Raw genomic sequence first — 26,510 nt, 5'->3', positions numbered from 1 at the left:
CGCCCTGCTCACCGCGATCCCCACCCTGATCGTGTACTTCGTGCTCCAGCGCCAGTTCGTCAGCGGACTGACCCTCGGCGCCAACAAGGGCTGACACACCCCCACTTGTCCCTCCCCTACACCTCCCGGAGCACAACCAGTGAGTACCGCACGCCGTCTCCGCATTCCTGGAATCGCCTACGGCGGTGACTACAACCCCGAGCAGTGGCCCGAGGAGGTCTGGGCCGAGGACATGCGCCTGATGCGCGAGGCCGGGGTGACCATGGTCAGCATCGGCATCTTCTCCTGGGCCCTGCTCGAACCGGCCGAGGGCGTCTACGACTTCGCCCGCATGGACAAGATCCTCGACCTGCTCCAGGAGAACGGCATCGCCGCCGACCTGGCGACACCGACGGCCGCCCCGCCCGCCTGGTTCTTCCGCGCCCATCCCGAGGCACTGCCGGTCGACCGGGACGGCCGGGGGCTGTCGTACGGCAGCCGCCAGACGTTCTGCCCCAGCAGTCCCGCCTACCGGCGCGCGGCCCTGCGGATCGCCGGAGCGCTCGCCGATCGCTACGCCGCCCACCCGGCCGTCGCCATGTGGCACGTGCACAACGAGTACGGCTGCCACAACGACGCCTGCTACTGCGACACCAGCGCCGCCGCCTTCCGCACCTGGCTGCGCGCCCGTTACGACGACGACCTGGACGCCCTCAACCACGCCTGGGGCACCACGTTCTGGAGCCAGTGGTACTACTCGTGGGACCAGATCCTGCCGCCCCGCACCACATCTGCTCCCCCGAACCCCACCCACCAGCTTGACTGGCGCCGCTTCTGCTCCGACGAGCTGCTCTCTTTGTGCATCGCCGAACGCGAGGTACTGCGCCGGGCTGCTCCGGACATCCCCGCGACCACCAACTTCCTGGTCCTGCGCACCATCGACGCTCTCGACTACTGGCGCTGGGCACCGGAGTTGGACATCCTCTCCAACGACCACTACCTGCTGTCCGACGACCCCGAGGCCGAGGTCGACATCGCCCTCCACGGCGACCTGATGCGCTCGCTCGCGGGCGGCCCGTGGTTCCTCATGGAGCACTCGACCGGTGCCGTCAACTGGCAGCCCGTCAACCGCGCCAAGCGACCCGGTGAGATGCGGCGCAACGCGCTCGCGCACGTCGCCCATGGTGCCGACGGCATCGCGTTCTTCCAGTGGCGGGCGGCGAAAGCGGGCGCCGAGCAGTGGCACTCGGCGATGCTCCCACACGCCGGCACCGACAGCCAGATCTGGCGGGACGTCGTCCAACTGGGTTCAGACCTACGGGCGTTGGCCGAAGTGCGGGACTCCACCAGCACGGCGCAGGTGGCGATCGTGTGGGACTGGGACGCCCGCTGGGCACTGGAACTCCCGTCCCAGCCCAGCGGCGAACTGCGCTACCAGGACATGGTCCGGGACTGGTACACCCCGCTGTGGCGGGCGGGGGTCGCCGTCGACTTCGTACGCCCCGCCGACCCTCGACTCGACCGCTACAAACTCGTCCTGGTGCCGTCGCTGTACCTGGTGACCGAGGCAGCCGCGGCGAACCTCACAGGGTTCGCCGAACGCGGGGGCACGCTGGCCGTCGGCTTCCACAGCGGCATGGTCGACGAGAACGCCCATGTGTATCTGGGTGGTTATCCTGGCGCGTTCCGCGATGTCCTCGGGGTGGTCACCGACGAGCTCTTTCCCCTGCTGCCGGGCGAGACAACCGGCCTGACCGGCGACGTGGCATCGGGCGCCACGGCCGACCTGTGGTCGGAACGCGTCCGGCTCACCGGCGCACAGGCCGTCGCCACCTACGCCGACGGCTCCCTTGCCGGCCTCCCCGCCGTCACCCGCCACCGGTACGGCAACGGCACCGCCTGGTATCTGGCCACCCACCCCGACCAGGACACGCTCGCCGCCCTGCTCCACCGCGTACGCCAGGACGCCGACGTCACACCGGAACATGAGGCACCCGCCGGGATCGAAGTCGTCCGGCGCCGCGGCGCGCAGGCCGACTACCTGTTCCTCATCGACCACACCGGCAAGGGCGCCGAGGTGCCCGCCGAAGGCGTCGAACTCCTCACCGACACACCGGTCACGGGAACCGTCGCCGTCCCACCGGGAGGAGTCGCCGTGGTCCGCGAGCCCCGTTGACCCCTCTGGGGAGGCGACCGGACCGCGGCACCACACCGGATGCGTGACCCGGTCACCTCCCCTGCGCCGGAGCTGCTGGGCATCCCGGCCGTTCGTCGTGTCGTCGCCGGGCTGGATCTCGGCGTATCGGGGGCTGATCATTCCGACGCCGTTCCCGGCCTTCACCCGCTCCGCCATCCGACGGTAATTGCCGGAAATCTCCCAGAAGTTGGAGGACGCGGCGTAGGTTGACCGGCTGGGCTGCCGGCGAACGCACCGGCTGATCGTCGTGCCGAACGCACTATTCGTCCCGTGGCCGCCCGTTGTCGGGCAGCACCTGAGCGCCTGGACGGTACGGATGGCGCTGTCGTCCTTCACCACATCCCAGGTCACGCGGCTGCACAACCTATGCGTGGCAGCGGCCTTCTCGATCCTGCCGCTGCTCGTCGTCCGTCCAGTCCGCGGGCCGGTGCTGCCCGTCGGTGTTGCGGGCAGCGCTCCAGTGCCGCTCGATCAGGGGCTGCCCCACGACGCGTTGAAAGCGCTGAGTGAGGCCGGCACCAGGTCGTACTCGATCACCGCGTCCTTCGTGAGGCTCCACGAGGTGCGCATACCGGCCCGTGCCCACCAGCCGGAGGAACCTGTGATGACGTCCCTACGGACCGCCGGCGTCAGGCCACGGTCACCGGGTGCCGCACCACCGCGTCGAACAGATAGCCCTGCGTGTTGAACACCGCGGTGTCCGGCTGGGTACGGCCAGCCGTGTCCGTGGCGCGGGCCAGCAGGTGCGTCGGACCGGGCGTGCGGGGTGTCCAGGGGAGGGACCAACGCGTCCAGGTGCCGGAACGCGGACGGTCGTCCAGTCGGGCCCGACGCCAGCTCGCCCCGCCGTCGGTGCTGACGTCGACCCCCGCGACGGCTCCCGCGCCCGACCAGGACCGGCCGTGCAGCACCTGGCTCTCCCCCACGGAGAACGTCGCACCGCTCGCCAGCTCGAAGGCGCTCTTGATCGTCTGCCGGGTCAGCGGCGCACTGCCGTCCTCCGGATAGGCCGAACCGAACAGCCGGTAGAAGGTGGTGTTCCACGGCGAGTACAACGGCTCCGCGGACACCTCGATGTCGCCGACCCACTTGATCGACGCGATTCCCACCCACGAGGGCACCAGAACCCGCACCGGGTAGCCGTGGTCGTACGGCAGCGGCTCGCCGTTCATCTCGTACGCGAGCAGCACGTCGTCCAGCGCCTTGGCCAGCGGCAGCGGCCGACGCACCCGGCCGAGGCTTTCACCACCGCTGACGTACTCGGCATCCAGGCCACGGGGCTGCACGTCCACGGCGTACGGGGACAGCCCGGCCCTGCGCAGTACTTCGGCCAGGCGCACCCCACGCCAGCGCGCCACGCCGACCGCGCCCAGCGTCCAGGCGGTGCCGGTGACCGTCTCGCCCTGCTGTGTCGCGTAAAAGCTGCGGCCGTTTCCGGCGCACTCGACGAACGCGGTGCGGGTCACGGCGGGCAGGGCCCGCAGATCGTCGTACCCGAACTCCACCGGCCTGTCCTCGGCAGGCGTGCCACGCAGGCCGTCGCCCCACAGTCTCAGCCGCCAGTCGGCGGCGTCCAGGACGGGTGTCGCCGTGTGGTTGCGGACGAAGAACCGTGCGTTGGGGGTGTGATGGCCGGTTCCGCTCAGTGCCTCCCAGCGGGTCTCGGCGTTGGTGCCGCGCTGGATGAACCACTCGGGCGGGAGAGGTTTGACGATCGGCGAGCCGGCGGCGCGAGCCGAATTCGCACTCGGGAGCACCGTGGTGGCGGCGGTCGCGGCGAGCAGGGTGAGCAGCCGGCGCCGTGTGACACCCTCCGCTCTGGCCTCCCCGGCGAGCCATTGACGCAGCCTGCGGTGGTCGTAGGCGATCTCGTGGTGGGCGGCGGAGCCGGCAGCAGACATGGCGATCCTCGTCATACGTGGGCGGGGAGAAGGGACCGGCCCGCACGCAGCGCACGCGGACAGGCAAGCGGCCGTCCTCGGCAGGCTTACGGATTCCGACGGCGCATGCGCGAGGCGGCCGTCGCAGAAAAGGACCGGGAGAAACCGATCAGCCGGGGAACCGACACAGCGCGGCGGCCACGCGGACGAGGTCCACGGCGCGGCGACGGGTGAGAGGCTCCAGCGGAGGCATGCCGAGATGCAAGCACGTGGTACGGCACGTGTCAACGGGCCTGCTGGGCAGGGTGGTTGGGGCGACCGCAACGCGTGGGAGGATTTTGTCGATCTCGTCGCGGCGGCAAACCTGGCTCGGACGTGTCAGGCCCGCCGCGGGGGTCTGCATCGGCCTCTCGCGGTGCTGTCCGCACGGACTGTTCTGCGTCCGCCGACACCCGTGGCGGCCCTGGCCGCTCACCGTGACGAAGACCTCGCTCAGGCCAACAGATCGATCGCGTCGAACGACAGGCTGGGGCTGAGGTACCCCCCCGCCTCCGGCCGACCCGCTGTTCACGTCGACCCGCAACGTGTTGGTCCCGCTGACCAGTGCGGAGGACGGGACGACGTACTCGTACGTGTGATTGTTCCCTCGGTAGCTGCCGACGGTGAGCGTGCGCGTGGACGGCTCGTTCGCGGCGGACGGGAGCGCGGACGTCCAGGTGCCGTTGACGGTGATCTGGGGCCGGCCGCCCGCCTTCGCGGAGGTGATGCCGATCCGCAGGGTGCGGTCGGCCGCGGCCTGGGCGGCGGTCAGAGGGAAGGAGACCAGCAGGCCGTTGTTGATCTCCTTGAACTGGTATGCGGGCCAGTCCGCGGCCGTGGACGTGCCGATGACGTACGTGCCCGTCGCCCAGGCACCGGCGCGCGAGTCGGAGGGGTGGGCGTGGGTGACGAGGGAGGCGTTGCGGAATCCGGAGGGGGTGCCGTTCCAGTCGCCGATGCGCCAGATGGCCGCGTCGGAGCTAGGGTCGGCCGTGATCGTACGGGTGTGGACGGTGGTCGCCGTGCCCGCCGCCACGGTCACGCTCTCGGTGTGGACGGCGAGTTCGCCCTTGTAGACGGTGAGTGTGTAGATGCCGGGCAGCACGCCCGCGATGGCGTACTTCCCGGTGGCGGCATCCACCGTGGTCCAGTACTGGGCGCTGGTGTTGGACAGTCCGACGACGTACGGGTAGGCGGCGTCGCGGCCCGCCACGCCGTTGCCGACGACGCGACCCCGGCCACTCGTGGCCGTCCAGCCGGTGAGGCCGAGGGCGTCGACCCAGGCGGTGTTGTTCCGCCCTGCGACGGCGGTGGTCGGCGCCGAGCCGCCGGTGAAGGCGAGGACGTACGGTCCGTGCAGGCCGTAGCGCTGAGCCTCGGTCTGCGTCTCGGCGTAGTAGAAGTGCTCATACAGGCCGTACCCGCTCTCGTTGCCGTGGCGCAGCAACTGGCGGATGAACGGACCGCCGGAGTCCTTCTCCTTGTTGGAGCGGACGATCCAGATGCCGAGCGCGGGCGCGGTGAAGCCGAAGTAGTCGTAGTCGACGGTGCGCAGGTTCGCGTAGTGCTTGGCGCGGGTGGTGCCATCGGTCTTCTGGAAGATGTCGGCGGACTCGATGACCGTGTCGGAGTTGGACCACGTGTCGGACGAAGTCAGCGGGAAGAGGCCAGGGTTGAGGCGCGCGATGTAGCGGCTGGCGGTGACGGAGTCGTCGGCCTTGTAGGTGAAGAGGTAGATGTTGTCCTCGCCGCTGCGGGCCGCGTAGTAGTGGATGAGCGTGCCGTGCGCGACGGTGATGAGCACGACCCCGGACGACGGCCGGGAGATCGTCACCGTCGAGGCCCCGAGGCCGGTCTCGACCTGGGAGTTCTTGCCGTCGTAGCCCTGGTACTCGGTGCCCTTGTAGACGAAGGAGACGAGGTCGCCGTTGGTGTGGTTGACCTTGAAGACGAGGTTCGCGCCGGTGTTCACGACGTAGTTGGTGCCGTCGTCGCTCCAGCCGAAACCTGTCGCGGCTCGCGCCATGCCGGGAGCGGCGAGCGCGAGGGCGGCTCCTGCGGTGCCGACGATGAAGGCGCGGCGGGGCAGACCACTGACGTGCGGCATGGGGAGACTCCTGGGGAGATACGAGTGATGATCACCAGCGTGCGGGGAACGGGAGGGCGTGCGCGACGGGCGGCAGCGGATCGCCACATGGATGTCATACGGCGTCACACTCCGTCTCACCTGGCGGGATTCGCCGACTCATCCGACCGAGTGTGAACTGTTCCTGCCGGGCACACGGCAGCCGTTGATCACGATCGACGGAATCCGGTGGGCGTCATCATCGCGACCCTCACCGCTACGCCCGACCGGTGCGAGATCGACTTCTCTCGGCCGTCCTGTCTCCGTGGGCGGGCCCAGCAGCCGCGTCAGCGACCTCAACGCCTTCCGGAACGCCCGGGACAGCCGCTCCCCCGGCGACCTCTTCGGCACCGGGCGCCCGGGCGCACTCGCCGACCCGCACGGGCGACCCCGCCCACAAGGTCCGCACCGATGGCTAGGGTGCTTTTTTTGGATCTTCCTCCGGAGGGTTCCAGGCGGCCGATGGAGTGCGCACCGTGGGCATATCCGGCTGGTTCGTCTGGATCTTTCTCGTTCTGTTCCTATGGCGGGTCCTCGGCCTCTTCCCCGTCATCCATCGACTGCGGGAAGCCAACTCCGCGCTGTGTTTCAAGGCGCGCCTCGACCTGCTGGAGGTCGTCGGCTCCCTGCTGCTCTTCGGCGGCAGCCTGCTGAGTTTCATGGTGGGGAATCCTGGTTCTGGCTCGGCCTCGCAGGCTTCCCGCTCCTGACCGCTGTTCGATCCGCCGCGGCCCGCCCTGATGGCGCCCCGATCTACGTCATCTTGGACAACGTATCCGCCCACAAGGGCGACACGGCGCTGGGCGAAGAGGAACCGGGTCGCGCTGTGCTTCACCCCGACTTACGCCTCTTGGGCCAACCCGATCGAGGCCCGCTTCGGGCCACTGTGGCAGTTCACCGTCGCCAACTCCCCTTACGGCAACCACACCGTCCAGACTCGCGCCCTGCACGCCTACCTGCGCCGGCGCAACACCAACGCCCACCATCCAGATGTGCTCGCGGCCCAGCGCCGCGAGCGAGCCTGCATCCGCAGCGAGAAGGGCCTGCGCTGGGGCGGCCGATCGGCGAAAGTCGCGTGACCCTACCAATGGCACCGGCGACACTGACGCCATGACCAGTTCTGCACTGCCTCAACTGCTTCGACCGCGTGCTCTGAGGCCGGGAGATCTCGTTGTCATCGCATCGCTGTCCGGTCCGCTGCCAGCCGCCTACGGGCCCAACATCGAGCAGGCGGTGGTCGTGCTCGAGCGGATGGGATTCCGCGTGCGCCGGGCTCCGCTACTCGAAGTAGGACGCCGCCATTGGTGGAGCGCGGCCACGCCGGCGGAGATCGCCGGGGAGCTCAACGGTCTTCTGCGGGATCCTGAAGTGCGCGCGATCGTCGCGAGTGACGGCGGCCAGACCGCACTCGGCTACCTTGACCTGATCGACGTCGAGGCGATCAGGGCCGACCCCAAGCCGATCGTCGGCTACAGCGACATCTCGCTGCTGCATCTGGTGCTCTATTCGCGCACGGGTCTGGTCGGGTTCCATGCCGACATGGCCGTCCCTGGCTTCGGCGGACACTGGCAGTCTGCGCCCGTGGCGCGCCAAGCGGAGCTCGAGAAGCTCTACTCCCGGTTGCTGACCGGTACCGAGGCGATTGGTGCGCTGCCTGCGAGCCCGTCGTGGGAGTGTTGGCGTCCTGGCCGTGTCGAAGGTCGGCTGATCGGCGGGGTGATCAATCGCATCGTGCTGGCGCAGGCGACGCGTTTCGCGCTGCCGCTCGAATGGTTCGACGGTGCAGTGCTGTTCTGGGAGGAGATGGGGGGCTTGGCATCGTACGTGTGGAGCTATCTGCAGGTGATGCGACACTGCGGCATCCTCGATCGGATCTCCGGCATGGTCGTGGGCGTTCCGCGCGAGATCAGTGGACTCGAGCCCGGCGCGTCCCCTACTCTGCCCGAGATCGTCCTCGACGTCCTCGGCGACCGTGATATCCCGGTCCTGGGCAACGTCGAGTTCGGGCATGCCGGACCGAATCTACCGATGCCGGTCGGCATCCGTGTCGGCCTCGATGCGCAGCAGCGGACGTTGTCGCTGCTCGAGCCGGCGGTAGAGTCGCACGCGATGACGGGACCGGTCAGCTGAGCGCTGCGGATAGTGAGCCGGTGGCCCCGGCAGCACCCTCTGGGGCCAATGCACGCCTTGGTGACCGCCGCCCTGGGTCGCTTGTCCGGCCTGTAGGGGGGCCATGCATACCCGGTGGCTGGCGCAGGCGGATTCGGTGCCGTCCCGATCCGGACCGCGCCGTCGCCGACGAAACCCGCTGCCTGCTGGTGGCCGGTCGCACCGGCACCTTCGACATCACGCAGGTCGGCTCCCGATGCGAGCCGGACCTGACCCTGTTCGTCGAGTCGAGCGTCCCGCCCCCGCGCATGCTCGTCTTCGTCGCCATCGACTTTGCCGCCGCCCTGGTACGCATGGGCAAGTTCCTCGGCTACCACGTCACCGTGTGCACGCCCGATCCGTCGCCACCCGGACACGCTTCCCCGAGGCCGACGGCATCGTCGTCGACTGGCCACACCGCTACCTGCACCGAACCGGGAACGACCACCGCACAGTCGTATGCGTCCTCACCCACGACGCCAAGTTCGACGTACCCCTCCTGGAAGCGGCCCTGCGGCTGCCGGCCGCATACATCGGTGTGATGGGCTCCCGCCGCACCCACCAGGACCGCGACGGCAGACTCCGCGACATCGGCCTCACCGACGCCGAACTGACCCGCCCCCACTCACCCATAGGCCTCGACCTCGGCGCCCGCACACCCGAAGAGACCGCCCTGTCCATCGCGGCCGAGATCGTCGCCACCCGCCATGGCGGAACAGGCCTGCCCCTGAGCAAGGCACACACTGATCCACCACGACCGAACCGACCACCAAGTCACGGGCTGTTCCTCGTATTCGTGAACATCTCGTTGCCATCCCGCTCCACCGGCCTCCGCGCCCTTGATACTGGCCGGGCGACCGAGGAGCGGGGACAGCGGTGGAGTGGACCATCTGGGCGGGGCTGGCCGCCGGATTGCTGATCTCGACGGTGACCGCACCGGTCGGCGTGTCCGGGGCGGTCTTCCTCCTGCCGGTCCAGCTGAACGTCCTGGGCGTTCCCAGCCCCGCGGTCACACCGACGAACCTGCTGTTCAACGTCGTGGCCGGACCCGGCGCCCTGTGGCGCTACCGCCGCAACGTCGCCCTGCGGAGCCCCTTGACCCGCCGCCTGGTCATCTGGACGCTGCCCGGCGTCGCCGCCGGTGCCGCCGTCCGCGTGTTCGTCCTGCCGGGCCCGGACGTCTTCCGTCTGCTGATCGCGGCCCTGCTCGGGCCGCTGGGGCTGTGGTTGTGCATCCGGACCCGGCGTCCGGGCGACAAACGGGCACCGGCCGAAGCCGCCGCGCCCTCCTCCACCGCGCTGTCCGTTCTGGCCTTGTGCGTCGGGGTGGTGGGCGGCGTCTACGGGATCGGCGGCGGTTCCCTGCTCGGGCCGATCCTCGCCGCCCGCGGCCTGCCCCTGGCCCTCATCGCACCTGCCACGCTCGCCGCGACGTTCACCACCTCCGTCGCCGGCGCGGCCGTGTACACCGCACTGGCGCTGGTGAGTACCGGGCCCGTCGCCCCGGACTGGTGGCTCGGCCTTGCCTGTGGCCTCGGCGGTCTCATCGGCGGCTACCTCGGCGCCCGGCTCCAGCCCCACCTGCCCGAGACGGCACTCCGACTCCTGCTCGGCACTCTCGTCACCGCCCTCGGAGCCCTCTACGCAGCCCAGACGCTGGCCTGACACTTCACCGCCCGAGCAGCGCCACGTCGGGGCTGGGAAGCCGATATTGGCCAACGGGCCACAGACACGAAGCAGTTCATGCGGACGACAGACAAGATCGAACCCTGTGCATGACTTGGGCTCGTAGCGTCAGTTCGTCCTGACCGGGAGGCCGGACGAACTCGGCGAGCGCTCCATCAGCCGAAGGCCGCCTCCTTCCCGCAGGTCGGGAAAGCAGCGGCCAGCTGCGGCTTCGTGGGGAAGATCAGGTCGTCGGCGCCAATGGCGCTGCTCGGTCGCTTAGTTCCCCTCCGTGGCCCGGGTGGCTCCCCACCGGAATGGATTCAACGTCTCGTTACGTCTCCTGCTTCGCCTACAACTCTTCAACTCAGCGACGCCACAACAGACTTGCGCTGTCGCACATCTTGACGGCTTTGGTGTAGACCTTTAAGTTCACCAGCCAGCAGACCTTCCACGCATACATCCCCTGCACACATATGTGAACGCACTGTTCACCTCTCACCGCCCTCGCACAGGCGGCGTCCACCCCCACCCCTGGACGAAAGGCCCCCACCATGCAACGCCTCGCCCTGCGCTGCACTCTCGCCTTCTCGCTCGGCCTCACCGCCGTAGGGACACTCGCAACCCCCTCCGCCTCTGCGGCCACCGGCACGATCACCGGCCTGGCCGGCAAGTGCCTCGACGTGGCCGGCGCGAGTTCGGCCGACGGCACAGCCGTACAGGTCTACGACTGCAACGGCACCGCGGCCCAGCAGTGGACGGTCGGTTCCGACGGCACCATCCGGGCCCTGGGCAAGTGCCTTGACGTCACGGGAAATTCGACAGCCAACGGCGCCCAGCTCCAGCTCTGGACCTGCACCGGCGGTACCAACCAGAGGTGGACGGTCAGCGCAGGGCGCGACATCGTCAACCCGGCCGCCGACAAGTGCCTGGACGTCACCGGCAATTCCTCCGCCAACGGCACCCGCACCCAGATCTGGACCTGCACCGGAACCGCCAACCAGAAATGGAACGCGCCCGCCGCCGATGGCGGCACGACTCCGCCGAGCTCCGCGCCGATGGCCGTGGCACCCTACCTCTACAACGGCTGGGGCAATCCGCCCAGCGCTACGAATGTCATGAACGCGACAGGCGTGAAATGGTTCACGCTGGCGTTCGTCCTGAGCAACGGCTACTGCAACCCGCAGTGGGACGGCGCCCGGGCTCTGACAGGCGGAGTCGACCAGCAGACGATCAACACCGTGCGCGCGAACGGCGGCGATGTCATCCCGTCCTTCGGCGGCTACAGCGGCAACAAGCTGGAGAGCTCCTGCTCCAGCGCCGGCGAGCTGGCGGCGGCGTATCAGAAGGTCATCAGCGCCTACTCGCTGAAGGCGATAGACATCGACCTCGAGGCCGACGCCTACAGCAGTGCCACCGTGCAGCAACGGACCGTGGACGCGCTCAAGACCGTCAAGGCCAACAACCCGGGCATCAAGGTGTACGTCACCATCGGCACCGGGCAGAGCGGCCCCGACACGAGTCTGATCAACCGAGCGGCGTCGTCCGGGCTGACCGTGGACGCCTGGACAATCATGCCGTTCGACTTCGGCGGCGCGGGCCAGAACATGGGCACCCTCACCCAGCGGGCGGCCGAGGGGCTGAAGGGCGCACTGCAGAACGCTTACGGCTACAGCGACGACGCGGCCCACCGCCACATGGGCATCTCGTCGATGAACGGCATCACCGACGACAACGAGACCGTCACCACCGCCGACTTCCAGACCATCCTCAGCTACGCGCAGGCCCATCACCTGGCGCGGTTGACGTTCTGGTCCGCGAACCGTGACCGGCCCTGCCCGGGCGCCTACCCGAACGACGACACCTGCTCGGGCGTGAGCCAGAGCAACTGGCAGTTCACCAGCATCTTCGCCCGGTACACCGGCTGACGTGCGCGCTCAGAACCTCACCCCAAACCATCCCGGTACGGCAGCCGTCGCCCCCTGAGCAACTGCCCATAGACCCCACGGAAAGGATCGACCAGAAGATGAGCACCGTCCGATCCGGCTCCCCCCGCGCCATGCTGCGGGTCCTGCTCCTGCTGGCGACGCTGCTGGGCCTCGCGGCCGTGCCGCCAGTCGCACAGGCGGACACCGCCGCGAACCCGTTCAAGGTCCTCGCCCTTTACAGCGGCACTTACGACGCGGCGCACATCGACTTCGACAAGGAGGCGAACGTCTGGTTCCCGCAGCAGGCGGCTGCCAACGGCTTCACCTACACGGCCAGCACCAACTGGGACCTGCTCGCCAACGGCGGGGTCAACGCCTACCAAGTCGTTCTGTTCCTGGATGATCTGCCGCAGACGTCCGCCCAACGCGCGGGTTTCGAGGCGTACATGAGGGGTGGGGGCGGTTTCATGGGCTTCCATGTCTCGGCGTTCACGACCGACGCGGCAAGCTGGTCCTGGTACCACAACACGTTCCTCGGCTCGGGCAACTTCGCGTCCAACACCTGGGGCCCGACCCCGGTCACCCTGAAGGTGGAGGACCACACCAGCCCGGCCACCGTGAACCTGCCGGCCACGTTCACCTCGTCGGTCAGCGAGTGGTACAGCTGGTCCAAGGATCTGCGGCAGAACCCGGACATCAAGGTCCTGGCATCGATCGACCCGAGCAGTTTCCCGGTCGGCACGGACCCCAACCAGTCCTGGTACAGCGGCTATTACCCGATCCTGTGGACCAACACGAAGTACCGGATGCTGTACGCGAACTTCGGTCACAACGCGATGAACTACACGACCAACACACGGCTCTCGTCCACGTTCGCGAGCGCGACCCAGAACCGGTTCCTCCTGGACGGGCTCAAATGGCTGGGCGGGGGCGGCACCACGATCCCACCGACCGGCGACCAGATCTCCCAGACCGCCTGGTACACCGTGCAGAACGGCGGCAACGGCACCTGTGTGGACGCCCGTTCGGCAGCCACCGGGAACGGGACGGCGATCCAGCAGTACGCCTGCAACGGCACGGCAGCGCAGCAGTACCAGTTCCGGAGCACCGACAGCGCTTACCTGCGGATCACCGCCCGCGGCAACCCCGCGCAGGTGATCGACGTGACCGACCGCTCGACGGCGGACAATGCGCCGTTGCAGCTGTGGGCCTACTCCGGCGGCACGAATCAGCAATGGCAGCCGGTGCGTGAGACAAGCGGGCGCTACCACTTCGTCGCCCGGCACAGCGGCAAGTGTCTGACGGCCGCCGCAGCGGCGACGGACAGCGTCCAGCTCGCCCAGCGGACCTGCGACGGTTCGGCAGCGCAGGCCTTCCAGCTCACCGCCCAGTCCTGAACCGCCGTACGGCGACCCCAGGGCGCCCTGCACCCAGCCGTGCTCGCAGGGCCCCAAGACTGGCCGGTGAACCCCTCCGAGCCTCCCCAGGGCAGCACCCCCGCGACGCTCCCCCAACAGCCCTCCACCTGGCCGAAACCACACCCTCGGAACTCCACCGCACACGTCTTCTCACGCCGCGCGAAACCGTGGAAACGCCCGCCCCGCGCGCCCGCCACACCGGGCTGTGGGAGCTGCGTGACCCGCTCCCGCCACCGATTGTCAGTGATCGCCGCTAACGTTCCTCACATCGTCGCACTGACGCCGGGCTGTACCCGGCTGAACTGTGCGTTCTTCTTGCTGACTTGATGGGGAAGGCGGGGACTCGTGGGTTGGCTCTCGGCGGGTGACGGGTATGAAGTCGCCCTGGTGGACGGACGGGTGGCGGCGCGTGCCACCTCGGGCCGGGCGGCGGGGCGGCAGCTGAAATCGTTGCCGCGCGCGCTGCGCGACCATCCGGAGGTGGACCGGCTGCGGCGGTTCGCCGAATGGCTGGATCGACACGCCACGGCGTGCGTCGCCCAGGTCGACTCCTGGATGGTGTCGTCACTCCCCGTCCCCACCGGCCTGCTGGCCCGGGTGTGGCCGGACGAAGCCTGGCAGTCGGCACTGCGCGACCTCGCCGTGGTGGGCGACGACCCCGACGAGGTCGGCTTCCTGCGCGGTGCCACCGAGAACGGCGAACTGCGCGTGGTGAACCTGGACGGCGAGACCGTACGGCTGTCCCCGCGCACGGTCACGCTGCCGCACCCCGTGCTGCTCCCGGACCTCGACGACATCCGCGAGTTCGCGGCGGAGCTGGGCATCGTGCAGCGCGTGGAGCAGATCCACCGCGCGACCTGGCAGCGGCCTGAGGACCTCGACCCGAAGGCCACCGAGATACGGGAGTTCAGCGGAGGTTCCTTCCGTTCCCGCTTCGCCCTGGCCGCACGGGCGAGTGCGCTCGGCTACCGCGTCTCGGGGGGCTACTCCACGGCCCGCGTCCGCGACGGCGACCGCACCGTGGAAGCGTGCGTGTGGATCGGCGAGCCGTACTGGCAGGACACGGTGGAGACCGGCGGCCTCACCTGGCAGGACCACGACGGCCGCGCCCTCCCGCTGCGGAAGGTGGGCCCGGTGGCCTGGTCGGAGGGGATGCGGATGGCTGCGGCGCTGTACGCCGGGCGCACGATCGAGGAAGGCAAGAACGCGTGAGCGGGGGGACGCAGGTGTCGTACGAGGAACTGCTGACAGCGGGCGCGGTCCTGCCGCCGGACACCGGGGAAGCCGGCGAGCGGGCGGTGCCGCTGACCGCACGCGCCTACCGCCACCCGGGCCTCGACGACCGTATCGTGGTCCGGCTGGTCGCCGGTGAGCTGGGCGCAGCCGAGGATCTGGCCGCCGGCTTCCTCGGCCTGGAACCGGCCGCGGAGCCGGCCGTCGTAGGCCTCGGACTGCGCCAGTCGCTGGGCTTTCCCGAGTGGGTGCTCGTGCACCACCCCGAGGACGGCCACCACGCCCTGGGCGTCGTCCCGGACCTGGAGCGGGCGGCCCGGCAGGCCAAGTCCCGCCCGAAGGCCGCACTGGACGCCTACCTCGAACTCGGTGGGCGGCTGGCCGCGTCGGTGCCACACTTCCTGCCGACCTTCTACGAGCAGGCGGGCCGGGTGTTCCTCGCCGAGGAGAACGCCACCTACGCCGCCCAGTTGTTCACCCGCGCCCGCAAAGCGGAGGCGGAGCACGGACTGACGGTGGAGGAGGAACGCCTGGACGCGGTGTTCCTGGAGTTCGCGCTGGCCGGTGCGCTGCCAGTGAAGGTTCTCTCCGCCTACGGCAAGGAACTGGCCGCCCGGGTCTCCGCCGAGGAGGCACTCGAGCGCTTCACCCGCCTGTGCCTGCGCCGCACCGCGGGCGGGCTGCCGCCGTCCGCCCAGATGGCGGGCGACCTGCGCAAGCTGGCCCGCGGCGCCGGCCAGGACGCAGACCGGGCCGAGCAGGACTACCTGGCCCAGCTGCTCGGCCTGCCGGCCACGCTGCGTGCCACGGGCGGCTGGTGGAAGGGCCACCGGGGCGCACTGGTGGCGCTGGCCGAGCGGGAACCGCGGGTGCGCGGCACCCTGCTGGACATGCTCCCTGCCAGCCCCGACCAGGACATGCCCGCGATGTGGCTCGAGGTCCTGGAGACATCCGGCGCCACCACGGGGCTGTGGGACGACGCGCTGCCCGCGCAACAGCGGCCGAGCGACGGCACCACGGGCTGGCTGGAGCGCTTCCTGGCGTTCCGGGAGCGGGCCCGGTCCTGGCGCGGCTCCACCCGGATGCCGGAGCTGTACCCGCTCGTGGAGCGGGCCGCGGACCGGCTGCGCACCGAACTCGCCGCGTCCGGGCGCGGGTTGAAGGTCACGCACGACATCGACCTGATCGACCTGCTGCTGTCCCTGGACGTGCCGGTCGCTGCACCCGGCAAGGACCAGGAGCTGCCGTTGACAGCATGGGCCATCGGGGAAGGACAGCGGGAGCTGACGCTCCTGGGCGCCGACCCACGGTTCCGCGACGCCTTCCTGCGCGGCGCCGACCGTTTCCACCAGGGCGACCAGGCGCTGCGCTCCATCCGGCTGCTGGCGGCCTCGCCCGGTGCCCGCTCTTGGCTGACGGAGTGGGTCAGCAGCGTGGTGCGACGTTTCAGCGCCGAAGGCCTGCCCGGACTGCCCGGCGCGCTGCACCGGCTCGCGTGGCTGCCCGCCGAGGCACTGACGCTGGCCGAGGACGACGTCCGCGCCGCCGTCGGCACCGACCTCGCGCCGGTACTGGCCCGCACCCTGCAAGCCGGACTCTTCGACGAACTGGGCTGGCCGGCCTGGGAGGAGGCGACGGCCGAACTCGTCCCCAAGGACCGGGTGGAGGACATCGTGGTCGCCGACGCCTGGCCTCACCTCGTCGTGGCCGGTACGGCCCAGGCCCGTGTCATCGGCGCCGACGGCACCCTGCTCACCCATGACCTGCGCCTGCCGGCGAACGACGTCTCGGGCGACCCGGGCTTCCATCACGTGGACGGCGAACTTCTCGTGTACTGGAACTCCCGCAGAGACGGTCTGCGCGGCTACTGGCACTCGCGCGCCGACCGCGTCGAGTCCCTCAAGGGCGCGCACGCCACGCGGGGCACCGAGATGGACTGGTACCGCGGCGACTTCCCGATCACGCTGCCTCTGCCGGACGGTGGCCGGACCACCGGCCGCGGAGTGGTGCACGCCGGGGACACCACCCTGCCCGCCGAACGGCCGGTGCTCTTCGACGGATCGTCCTACTGGGTGTGGCACGCGGACTCCGAGGACCGTGCGGCGCACGGTTGGTACGAGTACGACCCGGCCACGAACGAGCGCGGGCGGATGAGCAAGCCCGCCTTCCTCGCCGACGCCCTGCGCGACGCCCCCTCGGGCAGCAGTTACGTGGGCGGCAGACTGCGCCCCTCCCCCACCACCGGCACCACTCCGGCCTGCGCTCCCGTGGAGGGTCTGGTCGGCCTGCGGGTGATCGAGCTGCCCGACGGTTCGCATCGCGCCGAGGACCTCGCCGGACACCGCGTCACCCTGCCCGCCGGCGCCGGTGTGCCCGACGTGCTCGTCGTCTTCCCGGGCGCGGACCGGGCCACCGCCGTCGTCCGCGACAACTGGCAGCTCCGCCTGGTCGACGCCGACGGCGTCCACACCGCCTGGGCCAAGACCGACCGCACGCCGGGCGAGTTCGGCGAGGGCACTCTGCTGCTGCCTCCCGTGCAGTTCTGGGAGTGCCTGACGGCCCGTGACCCGCAGGGATCGAACGCGCTGCGGACCATCGACCGGGACACGGCCGCGGCCCTGCTGGCCGCCGCGGCCGACCAGGACGGGCAAGCGCTGACCGACGCCATCCGCACCCTCCTCCCGGTCAGCCACGACGCGCTCGTGAAGGGCATCGCCGGAGTCGCCCGTTACGCCGCGGCCCAGCAGGCCGTGCTGGACGCGGCGGCCACCCGGCTGACCCACGCCCTGGAAGGCGGCCTGGAGGACGAGGGGCCGGCGGGACCGGCGGACAGCAGGATCATGGCGGCGATCAACGGGTTCGGCGCGATCCGCGGCTACTGGTGGAACCGGGACGAAGGCGCCGACACCGTCTTCCGTGCCCTGCGCGTCCTGGCCCGGGCCGGTGGACTCGCCGGCACCGCCCTCGCCGGCCTTCCCGACGTCCGCCTCCACCTCGACGGTCATCCACTGCCCTCGGGACAGCCCGGCCTGGAGATGCTGCTGGAGAGGGCGACCGCACTGGCCTACCGGGCCGCCTCCGGTACCACCGCCCAGGAGCACCGCGAGGTCCTGTGCACCCTCCTCGCCGAGTTCGACCGCCTCGGTCTGACACCGGGCGACTCCACCGCCTGGCGCAGGGTGCACCTGCACCTGGAGGCGGTGCAGCTGCGCACCACGGCAGGCGGCCGGCGCGACGGTGCGTGGACCGGGGTGCTCCCGCTGGCCGACGGCGCCTTCATCGCCGTCACAGGCCACAACTCGCTCGACGACGACGGCGCCTGCTTCACCGGCTACTTCCATGACCCGGCCGGACGCTTCGAGACACCCCTGCCCTACAAGACGCTTCAGTCGCGACCGCTGGGCGAGAACCCGGCCCCGGGCCGGATCCGGACCTTCCTCACGGAACTGGCCGAGCGCGGACCCGCCCCCTGGTTCCCGGAGGCCGCCGAGGAGTTCGCCCGCCTGACCGGCGTGACCGAGACGGTGGCCCGGCTCGTCGTGGCCGGTCTGCCGGGCATCGACGTGTACGAACGCAGCTTCCTCAAACCCGAGACACGCACCCTCATCGGGGTGAAGGTGGCCCCGGCGGCGGTCGCCAAGGACGAACTGCACAACCTCGACGGCGCGGTGCGGGCCGCGGTTGTGGGCGCCCTGCTGCCCGCCGACCCCGCCCGGCTGTGGACCGAGGGCCCGGACGTGGCGGCCGCCGCAGCGGTGTGGAACGCCAAGGTGGGCAAGCGGGTGGCCGTCCCGGAGGAACTCCTCGGTGACGCGATCCGCGCCTTCCGGCACCCCTCCTGGCCGATCCGGCAGGCCCTGCCCGCCCTGTTGGACCCGGCCGCCTCGCACCGGCTCAGCCGGGACCTCACCTGGGCGGTCAGTGGCGACCGGGCAAAGCCCGTCGGGGACGACACGGACGGGTTCACCACGGAGACGCTGGTCGGCGCGGTCGGTCTGATGGCCTGGCTCGCCCACCGGCTGCCCGCCGGCGACCCGGTCCGCGCCGCGCTGCCCCCGGCCCTCACCGCCGTACGCGAACGGCTCGCCCACCCCGGACTGATGCTCGACCTGGGGCGCTACATCAGCCTCCCGGACTTCCGGAAGACCGCCGGCACCCCCACCGAGATCGGCCCGGGCTTCGAGCGGTACGGCGCTGTCGTCCTGGCCACCCACGACGACCAGCCCGCCCCGGCCATCCGCGTCGACCTCCTCGACGAGGCAGGCCAGGACCCTTACCTGCCCGCGGTGCGCGTCGACAACCAGCGGCCCTACGACGCCGAGGTGGCGCTGCGTCTGGTCCGCGACCAGAAGCTCGCTGGCCTGCTCGCCGACCCCGGTGAGCCGATCGCGGGAGAGAGGGGCAAGGACGCCACCTGGTGGCCGCAGGACCCCAGTCGCTCGGTCCCCGATCTGGTCACCCAGGTGGCCAAGGAGTACGGACTGGGCGAGGACGCCGCCACGCTGTATCTGATGCTGCTGGCCATGCCCGACCCGACCGACCGCATGACGGCCCGGTGGACGGGCTGGAAGCCGGCACGGCTGAAGGCGGCGCGCGCCGAACTGGCCGCCACCGACCTCGTGGTGAAGGCCAGTCGCACCCGGGCGGGCCGGTCGCTGTTCCTGCCCGGCGGCTGGGTGGAGCAGTCGGCGCCGCGGGTGCCACTGGAGCGCTGGAAGCTGCCGCTGTTCGGCGAGATGAGCGACGAACACGCCCCCTTCGGCGTGATCGTGCCGTTCGAACCGGCCGCGGACCTGTTCCGCAGGGCGTGGCAGCGGGTCCAGGACGGGGACGCTCCCCGCTTCGAGGAGCTGAAGGTCCGGCGGGGCCGCCGCCGCTGACGTATCACCGGCCAGGGGTGCCGCTCACCTGCGGCGCCCCTCCCCCACCTGGAACTCCCCCACACATCGACACCGACCGAGCGACCGAGCAAGGACATCCATGCCCCTGACCGACACGGTGACGGCCCTTCCGGCCCCGCAGACCCTGCCCGCCGAAGAACGCTTCGCCACCGAACTCGCCTTCCTCTCCGCCCATGACGACGGCCCCCGCCCGCCCGGCTGGCTGCTGACGCCCCGCGCCGTGATCACCTTCGTCTGCGGCAGCGGCGGCGACGCCCTCAAGCTGCCCGGGGCGCCCGAGGGACTGCCGGACGAACTCGTCGTCGCCCCGAAGTTCGTCGGTGAACGCGCCCTGGTGGAGCGGTGCGTGGTCACGCTCGCCGGAGAGCGCGGGCTGCTGCTCGTCGGCGAGCCGGGCACCGCCAAGTCCATGCTGTCGGAACTGCTGTCGGCGGCCGTCTGCGGCACCAGCGCGCTCACCGTGCAGGGCACCGCCGGCACCACCGAGGACGCCCTGCGCTACGGCTGGAACTACGCCCTGCTCCTCGCCCAGGGTCCGACCCCGCAGGCTCTGGTGGACTCACCGGTGCTCGCCGCGATGCGCGCCGGGAAGGTGGCCCGTATCGAGGAGATCACCCGCTGTCTGCCCGAGGTGCAGGACGCCCTGGTGTCGATCCTCTCGGACCGGCGGATGAGCGTCCCGGAGCTGTCCGGCACCGACGACGCCCAGGTCGCCGCCGCTGCCGGCTTCTCCGTCATCGCCACGGCCAACCTCCGCGACCGCGGAGTGTCGGAGATGTCCGCCGCCCTCAAACGCCGCTTCAACTTCGAGACCGTGCACCCGATCGCGGACGTCGAGGCCGAGACCGAGCTCATCAAACGGCAGGCCACAGCCGCCGTCGCGCGGGCGGGAGCGGCCTTCGGCGTCGACGACGCGGTGCTCGACGTCCTGGTGACCGTCTTCCGCGACCTGCGGGCCGGACGCTCCGCCGAGGGCTGGGACGTGGAACGCCCGGGCACGGTGATGTCCACCGCCGAGGCGGTGCAGGTCGCCGTCTCCCTGGGGGTGGCCGCCGCCTATCTCCCCGGCGGGGACTCCCTCGACCTGGTGCCCGGCCACCTGTTGGGTGTAGTCCGCAAGGACGACCCGGCCGACCACGCGCGACTGCTCGGCTACTGGGACGGACCGGTGCGCCGCCGCGCCGAGGACGGCTCGGCGACCTGGCGGCGCCTGTGGGACCTGCGGGAGAACCTCCGGTGACACTCGCTACGGAACCGAGGGCCGCCCTCACCGCCCTCGCCGACTGCACCGCCCCGTATCTGCTGGGCGTACGGCACCACAGCCCCGCTCTCGCCGCGGCGGTGCCCTCCCTCCTGGACGCCGTCGGCGCCGAGGTCGTCTGCGTGGAACTGCCCACCGACTTCCAGTCGTGGCTGCCCCATCTCGCCGCGCCGGGCACGCTCGCCCCGGTCGCGCTGGCCGGGACCGGCGAGAGCGGCCGGCTCGGCTTCTACCCCTTCGCCGACTTCTCGCCCGAACTCGCGGCGATCCGCTGGGCACGCGAGCGCGGGGCCGAGGTCGTCTGCTGCGACCTGCCGATGTCCGATCCGGGGTGGAGCGCCGGTGAGCCCGCCGCGGCCGAGGACGGCCTGGGCCACTCCGCCGAGGCGCCCACCGCGTTCGCGGCGGCGCTGACCGCGTCCGCAACCGGCCGCGACGGCGACGACCTGTGGGACCGCAGTGTGGAGGTCCTCGCCCCGGGCTGCGCCCCGGAAGCGATCCGCCGGGCCGCACTGGGCGTCGGCTGGGCGCTGCGCCGTGACGCCGAGTCGGCGGGCGGTGTGCCCGCCGTCGATCGGGCGCGTGAGGCCCACATGCGCGAGGCGATCGCCCGCGCCGCGGCCGCCGGCCGCCGGGTCGCAGCCGTCGTCGGCGCCTTCCACGCCCCCGCGCTGACCGCCTGGGCGGCGGGGCAGGCTGGGCCGGTCGATGCCGGGAACCCTTTTACCGTGGTCACCCCCCTCGCCGGGGACCCTCCCTCCATGGTCACCCCCCTCGCCGGGGGCCCGCCCACCGTGGTCACCTCCCTCGTGCCGTACGCGTTCGACCTGTTGGACTCCCGTTCCGGCTATCCGGCGGGCATCCGCGACCCGCGCTGGCAGCAGGCGGTGTTCACCGCGGGCGGCGACCCCGAGCGGCTGCACGACGCGGCCGCGCGGGCGATCACCGGCGTGTGCCGCGAACTGCGGGCGGCCGGACACGTCGCCGGCACGGGCGAGGCCCGCGAGACCCTGCGGGTCGCGTGCGACCTGGCCCGGCTGCGCGGACTGGCGGCACCGGGCCGCGGCGAGATCCTGGAGGCGCTCACCACGGTCATGGGCCAGGGCGAACCGCTCGGCCGCGGCCGAGCGCTGGCCCGGGCGCTGGAGACCGTCCTGGTGGGCACCGACCGGGGCCGTGTCGCCCCCGGCACTCCCCGCTCCGGTCTCGGCCCCTGCGTCGAGGCCGAACTCGCCTCACTGTGGCTGCCCGGACCGGACGACCCCGCACCGCGCGAGGTGCGGCTCGACCCGTTGCGCTCCGCCCTCGACGGCCAACGCGAAGTCCTCCTCCAGCGGCTGGCGGTGTGCGGCACCGGGTACGGCGAGCCGATCCAGGTCGCCGGTACCGGCGACGCCGCCGCTCTGACCACCCGGTGGCGGCTGTCCTGGACGCCGGCGGTGCCGGTCCGCCTGGACCTGGCCGGCATCCGCGGTGTCACCGCGGCCCTGGCCGCCGAGGGCACCCTGCGGGAGACCTTCCGCGGGCAGGCTGCGGAGGGCGGAGCCACCAGCGACTTGGTCCTGGCGGGACTACGCGACGCGGCCCGCTGCGATCTGCCCGCGCTGGTGTCCGAGCGGCTCTCCGACGCCGCCGACATCCTGCCCACCTGCGCCACCCTGCCCGAACTCCTCACCGCCCTGGACCTGCTGGAGGCCCTGCAGCGCGGCCATCTGCCCGGCACCACACCCGAGAGCCGGCAGGACGCCGCCCAACTCTCCACGGAGCTGATGCAGTCGGCCGTACGGTCGTTGCCGGGTCTGACCGGCAGCGACGACCCGCAGGACGCGGACGCCCTCGTGGCGTTGGCCGCGCGGGCCGGCGAACACCGCCTGGGCCTACGGATGGACGACGCACTGGACGACCTCGCACGCCACGGGTCCCCGCTCATGCAGGGAGCCGCGCTCGCCGCTCGGGTCATGCTCGACCTGGACGACGCCGGCACGCTCGGCCGCCGGGCGGCGGGCTGGATCGACAACGCCACCGGGCCGGACGCCCGGCAAGCGCTGAGCCGCCGCCTTACGGGGCTGGTCAGTGCTGCCGCTCCGCTGCTCCAGTCGGCGCCGACCGCCCTGGACCCGCTGCTCGACCGGATCGACACGCTCACCGACCAGGGGTTCCTCCGGCGGCTGCCCGCTCTGCGCGGCGGCTTCGACACCCTCAGCCCGGCCGGCCGTGACCGGCTGCTGTCCACGGTGACCGAACGCCTCGGGGACCGCCTGGACCTGTCGCTGGGCGCCTCACCGCAGTTGCTCGCCCTGTGGACGGCCGCCGACGCGGCGGGCCGGGCGGCGGTGACGTCCCTGCGTCGGCCGCTGGGAACGGGGCTGAACGGCACTGCGGGCACCCTGTCCGAGGAAGACCCCCCTCGGGACGAACCCATACCTTCCGAGACACCGGTAGGCCCCGCCCCGCACGTCACGCCCGCCAACCCGCACCTCACGCCGGCCGATCGCTGGCGTCTGCTGCTCGGAAGGGAGAGCGAGAAACTGCCGCGCAACGCCCGCCGCCTCGCTCACGCGCTCGACGAGCTGTACGGCACCGGCCGCGGCGAGGGCTCGTCGGACCTCGGCCGGGAGGGCGGCCGGGGTGGAGGCCAGGAGGCATCCTTCCCGACCGCCCGTGAGTGGGCGCAGGAACTCGACGCGCTGTTCGGCGCCGACGTCCGCGAGGAGGTCCTTGCCCGGGCCGCCGACCTGGGCCGCACCGACGTCCTGGCCGAGCTCGACCCGAAGGCCGTACGCCCCTCGGTCGACCTGCTGACCTCCGTGCTGTCCCTGGCCGGCGGGATGCCCGAGCAGCAACTCGCCAAGCTGCGCCCGCTGGTGCGCCGCCTGGTCGACGAACTGGCCAAGGAACTGGCCACCCGGCTGCGCCCGGCCCTGACCGGACTGGCCACCCCGCGTCCCACCCACCGGCCGGGAGGACGGATCGACCTGCCGCGCACCCTGCGGGCCAACCTCGCCCACACCCGCCGCACCGACGACGGCCGCACCCTGGTCGTACCGGAGCGGCCGGTGTTCAGCACCCGTTCCCGCCGGGAGGCGGACTGGCGGCTGATCCTGGTGGTCGACGTGTCCGGATCGATGGAGGCGTCCGTCGTCTGGTCGGCGCTGACCGCGGCCGTGCTGGGCGGAGTGCCCACGCTGAGCACGCACTTCCTCGCCTTCTCCACCGAAGTGATCGACCTGACCGACCAGGTCGACGACCCGCTGTCGCTGCTGCTGGAAGTGCGAGTCGGCGGCGGCACCCACATCGCCGCCGGCCTGGCCCAGGCCCGGTCGCTGGTGACCGTGCCCAGCCGGACCCTCGTCGTGGTCGTCAGCGACTTCGAGGAGGGATATCCGCTCGGCGGACTCCTCGGCGAGGTACGGGCCCTCGCGAGCTCCGGGGTGCATCTGATGGGCTGCGCCGCCCTGGACGACACCGGCACCCCGCGCTATTCGGTTCCGGTGGCCCAGCAGCTCGTCGCGGCCGGCATGCCGGTCGCCGCCCTCAGTCCCCTCGCCCTGGCCCGCTGGGTGGGCGACCGCCTCCGCGGAGAGAACCGATGAACACCGAACTGCCCCCCGTGGCGCCCGAGGTGGTTGCCGCCGCCGTCGAGGAGCTGACGTCCCGGCTGCGCAAGAAGCTGGACGCCACGATCGAGACGTACACGACGTTGCCCGTCACGGTGGACGGCGCGGTACGGCGCGTGCGATGCGGCGAGGATGCCGAGGTCACTCTCGTCCCCGGCCCGTCGGGGGCGGTCACGGACGCCGCCCAGGCGCAGTGCAGTTGCTTGCTGGCACCGCGGTGCCTGCATCGCACGGCGGTCCTGGGGGCCGCGCCCGTGGCCGACGCCGACGCGGTGACCGAGGCCACGGACCAGCCGTCCGAGGGCGGCGCCGAGACGGCCGAACCGGACCGCGGTGTGCAGAAGTCCGGGACGCCGGGCACCGACGTCACCGCCGGACCGCCGCCCGGGCCGACCGCGGCGCAGGTCGCCGCCGCGGCCGGGCTGTGGGCTGCGGCGGCGGCAGTGCTGGCCGCCGGAGTGCCCGGAGCGGGTGCCGTGCCGCAGGCGGAGGTGTTGCGGGCCGCGCACACCGCCCGGCTCACCGGACTGCACCGGGCCGAGGCGGCCGCGCTGAGGGTGGTCCGCGCACTGCGCGCCGCCCGGGCCCGCCATGACGGCCACCGGCTGGCCGACCTGGTCGCCGGGCTGCGGGAGCTGCTGCTCACCAGCGGTTTGCTCGCAGCGTCCGATCCCGACCCGGCCCTGATCGGCACCGCCCGGCGCGGCTACCGCCCCGGTGGCAGCCTCAAGGTGCACGGGGTGTGCCGGGAGCCGGTGATCTCGGCCACGGGCTACGGCGGGGTCGTCACCCATGTCCTCGCCGACGACGGGCGCTGGTTCTCCGTGTCGGACGTCAAGCCCGGCGGACCGGCGCGGGCGCGCGGCGCCGCCACCGCCACGGTCGCGCTCGGCTCCGGCAGCCTCGATCACGCGCAGCTCTCCCGGGGCGGCCTGCTGATCTCCGGAGCGACGCTCTCCCCGGACGGCCGCCTCGGCGCCGGAAAGGGGGTACGGGCCACCCCGGTCATCGGTCTGTCCTGGACGTCGGGGCTTGCCCCTCTGTTCGCCCGCCCACTGACCCAAGCGGCCACGGCACAACTCGCCCCGGGTCACGACACGGAACGGGCAGGACCTCAGGCCGGTGAGCTGATCGGTTGCGACGTGGTCGTCGTGGGGGCGGCCGAGGACCACCTGTTCGCGCGGGAACTGACTCCCGACGCACCCGACCGCGAAGGCCTGTTGATCCGACTGGCGCCGGCCAACGGGCACCCGGAGCTGGCTCATGCGGCCAACTTCCGCAAGCTCGCTTCGCGCCCGGGACTGCGGCTGCGCGTCGTGGGCCGCGTCGACCCCGACCGTGCCGCGACACTGCGGCCGCTGGCGGTCGGCCCCGTGCCGGACGGCAAGGCGACGCTGCTGCTGCCACCCGAGTGGGCGGGCCACGCCGATCTCGGCTACGACCGCCTCGAAGGCGCCCACTTCCCGCCGCCCGGTGACCTGTCACCGGTGGAAGGTCGGACCGCGATGCCACCGGATCCGGTGGCCGAGGCACCCCTCTGGCGGCTGCGGCGGCTGGTCGAGGTCGCGGTGTCCGGTGGCCGCCGGGCCGCCGCCGAGCCCGCACGGGACGGTGCCCGGGCCTCGGGCGCGGCGGCGCTGCGGCACAGCGGTTTCCGTACGGCGGCGGATCTGGCGGAGGCCCTCGCCGCGGAGGCGGACCGGCGGGGCCGTGACGTGTTCGGCCGCACCCAACAGGCCGATCCGGACGGATACGCACGGGTGTGGCTGAGCGCGGCCGTATACCTGTCCGGCACCGAGCGTGCCCTGGTAGAGGCAACGTGGCAGCCATCCGCGGTCGCGTGAGTATCGGTGTCCGCTCCCTCCTCCGGGCATGGTCGTGGGCGGTGCGCCGTCGGTCCGCCTGAACCGGGTCGCGTAGGGCGGCGTGGCGTCTGCCGGCCACCGCGCCGCCGACCATTGTGGCGAATCTGGTTCCAGTGCGTAGAAGGCCCTCGCGGACTGCCAGCAGCCCTCCGGGATACAGCACGTTCAGCTCGATCAGCATCGGGCCTGCTGCTCCGGGCGGGGCGGATCCCGCGTCGGCGGTGTCGTCCGGCGACAAGTTGAGGACACCCACG

General features: G+C 71.6%; 13 protein-coding genes and 4 pseudogenes. 15 read left to right on the top strand and 2 right to left on the bottom strand.

Annotated elements, in window-relative coordinates; all coding sequences use genetic code 11:
• A pseudogene (locus ABZT06_RS41230) lies at positions 1-94 on the top strand (carbohydrate ABC transporter permease); the annotation flags it as partial.
• A gap of 45 nt (positions 95-139) precedes the next feature.
• Positions 140-2,155 (top strand): beta-galactosidase, encoded by a 2,016-nt coding sequence (locus ABZT06_RS41225; RefSeq protein WP_355752956.1) that lies wholly within the window; start codon positions 140-142, stop codon positions 2,153-2,155.
• A gap of 650 nt (positions 2,156-2,805) precedes the next feature.
• On the opposite strand, the gene ABZT06_RS41220 is transcribed toward ABZT06_RS41225, so the two are convergent.
• Both ABZT06_RS41220 and ABZT06_RS41215 read right to left on the bottom strand, forming a co-directional pair.
• Positions 2,806-4,077, bottom strand: coding sequence for a sulfite oxidase (locus ABZT06_RS41220; protein WP_355752954.1), 1,272 nt, complete (start codon positions 4,075-4,077; stop codon positions 2,806-2,808).
• A 148-nt stretch (positions 4,078-4,225) separates the two neighbouring features.
• A complete protein-coding gene (locus ABZT06_RS41215; RefSeq protein ID WP_355752952.1) occupies positions 4,226-6,202 on the bottom strand; it encodes a rhamnogalacturonan lyase B N-terminal domain-containing protein in 1,977 nt (658 codons plus the stop codon).
• 274 nt (positions 6,203-6,476) lie between these two features.
• Between ABZT06_RS41215 and ABZT06_RS41210 the strand changes: the two are divergent.
• From ABZT06_RS41210 to ABZT06_RS41150, 13 genes and pseudogenes are all read left to right on the top strand, one after another.
• Positions 6,477-6,596: pseudogene (locus ABZT06_RS41210) on the top strand (Tat pathway signal sequence domain protein); the annotation flags it as partial.
• Positions 6,597-6,696: 100 nt separating this feature from the next.
• The gene (locus ABZT06_RS41205) at positions 6,697-6,930 is read left to right on the top strand and encodes a hypothetical protein (RefSeq protein WP_355752962.1); all 234 of its coding nucleotides are present in this window, start codon (positions 6,697-6,699) and stop codon (positions 6,928-6,930) included.
• Positions 6,931-6,935: 5 nt separating this feature from the next.
• Positions 6,936-7,299: pseudogene (locus ABZT06_RS41200) on the top strand (transposase); the annotation flags it as partial.
• Positions 7,300-7,330: 31 nt separating this feature from the next.
• Entirely contained in the window at positions 7,331-8,350 is a 1,020-nt protein-coding gene (locus ABZT06_RS41195; RefSeq protein ID WP_355752950.1) for a S66 peptidase family protein, read from the top strand.
• 152 nt (positions 8,351-8,502) lie between these two features.
• Positions 8,503-9,168: pseudogene (locus ABZT06_RS41190) on the top strand (XdhC family protein); the annotation flags it as partial.
• A gap of 76 nt (positions 9,169-9,244) precedes the next feature.
• Positions 9,245-10,033 (top strand): sulfite exporter TauE/SafE family protein, encoded by a 789-nt coding sequence (locus tag ABZT06_RS41185; protein ID WP_355752948.1) that lies wholly within the window; start codon positions 9,245-9,247, stop codon positions 10,031-10,033.
• Between the two features lie 554 nt (positions 10,034-10,587).
• Positions 10,588-11,961, top strand: coding sequence for a lectin (locus ABZT06_RS41180; protein ID WP_355752947.1), 1,374 nt, complete (start codon positions 10,588-10,590; stop codon positions 11,959-11,961).
• Between the two features lie 98 nt (positions 11,962-12,059).
• The gene (locus ABZT06_RS41175) at positions 12,060-13,358 is read left to right on the top strand and encodes a ThuA domain-containing protein (protein WP_355752945.1); all 1,299 of its coding nucleotides are present in this window, start codon (positions 12,060-12,062) and stop codon (positions 13,356-13,358) included.
• Between the two features lie 366 nt (positions 13,359-13,724).
• Positions 13,725-14,591, top strand: a complete 867-nt coding sequence (locus ABZT06_RS41170) for a DUF4132 domain-containing protein (RefSeq protein ID WP_355752943.1) — start codon at positions 13,725-13,727, stop codon at positions 14,589-14,591.
• The gene (locus ABZT06_RS41165) at positions 14,588-19,492 is read left to right on the top strand and encodes a DNA-binding protein (protein ID WP_355752941.1); all 4,905 of its coding nucleotides are present in this window, start codon (positions 14,588-14,590) and stop codon (positions 19,490-19,492) included. The genes ABZT06_RS41170 and ABZT06_RS41165 overlap by 4 nt, the downstream gene beginning before the upstream one ends.
• A 100-nt stretch (positions 19,493-19,592) precedes the next feature.
• Positions 19,593-20,753 (top strand): AAA family ATPase, encoded by a 1,161-nt coding sequence (locus ABZT06_RS41160; protein ID WP_355752939.1) that lies wholly within the window; start codon positions 19,593-19,595, stop codon positions 20,751-20,753.
• Positions 20,750-24,367, top strand: a complete 3,618-nt coding sequence (locus tag ABZT06_RS41155; protein ID WP_355752937.1) for a DUF5682 family protein — start codon at positions 20,750-20,752, stop codon at positions 24,365-24,367. Before ABZT06_RS41160 ends, ABZT06_RS41155 begins: the two co-directional genes overlap by 4 nt.
• Complete coding sequence (locus ABZT06_RS41150; protein ID WP_355752935.1) at positions 24,364-26,235, top strand: hypothetical protein; 1,872 nt, start codon at positions 24,364-24,366, stop codon at positions 26,233-26,235. The genes ABZT06_RS41155 and ABZT06_RS41150 overlap by 4 nt, the downstream gene beginning before the upstream one ends.
• Positions 26,236-26,510 lie beyond the last annotated feature (275 nt).

The organism is Streptomyces sp. NPDC005483 (assembly GCF_040606035.1).
GTDB lineage: Bacteria > Actinomycetota > Actinomycetes > Streptomycetales > Streptomycetaceae > Streptomyces.
The sequence above is the reverse complement of the archived record's forward strand: the minus strand, read 5'-3'. Positions and strand labels throughout refer to the sequence as shown.

Excerpts from the sequence above, each read along its gene's own strand:
- ABZT06_RS41220 (WP_355752954.1), bottom strand. The coding sequence starts at position 4,077 with ATGTCTGCTGCCGGCTCCGCCGCCCACCACGAGATCGCCTACGACCAC.
- ABZT06_RS41215 (WP_355752952.1), bottom strand. The coding sequence starts at position 6,202 with ATGCCGCACGTCAGTGGTCTGCCCCGCCGCGCCTTCATCGTCGGCACC.
- ABZT06_RS41195 (WP_355752950.1), top strand. The coding sequence starts at position 7,331 with ATGACCAGTTCTGCACTGCCTCAACTGCTTCGACCGCGTGCTCTGAGG.
- ABZT06_RS41180 (WP_355752947.1), top strand. The coding sequence starts at position 10,588 with ATGCAACGCCTCGCCCTGCGCTGCACTCTCGCCTTCTCGCTCGGCCTC.
- ABZT06_RS41175 (WP_355752945.1), top strand. The coding sequence starts at position 12,060 with ATGAGCACCGTCCGATCCGGCTCCCCCCGCGCCATGCTGCGGGTCCTG.
- ABZT06_RS41160 (WP_355752939.1), top strand. The coding sequence starts at position 19,593 with ATGCCCCTGACCGACACGGTGACGGCCCTTCCGGCCCCGCAGACCCTG.
- ABZT06_RS41150 (WP_355752935.1), top strand. The coding sequence starts at position 24,364 with ATGAACACCGAACTGCCCCCCGTGGCGCCCGAGGTGGTTGCCGCCGCC.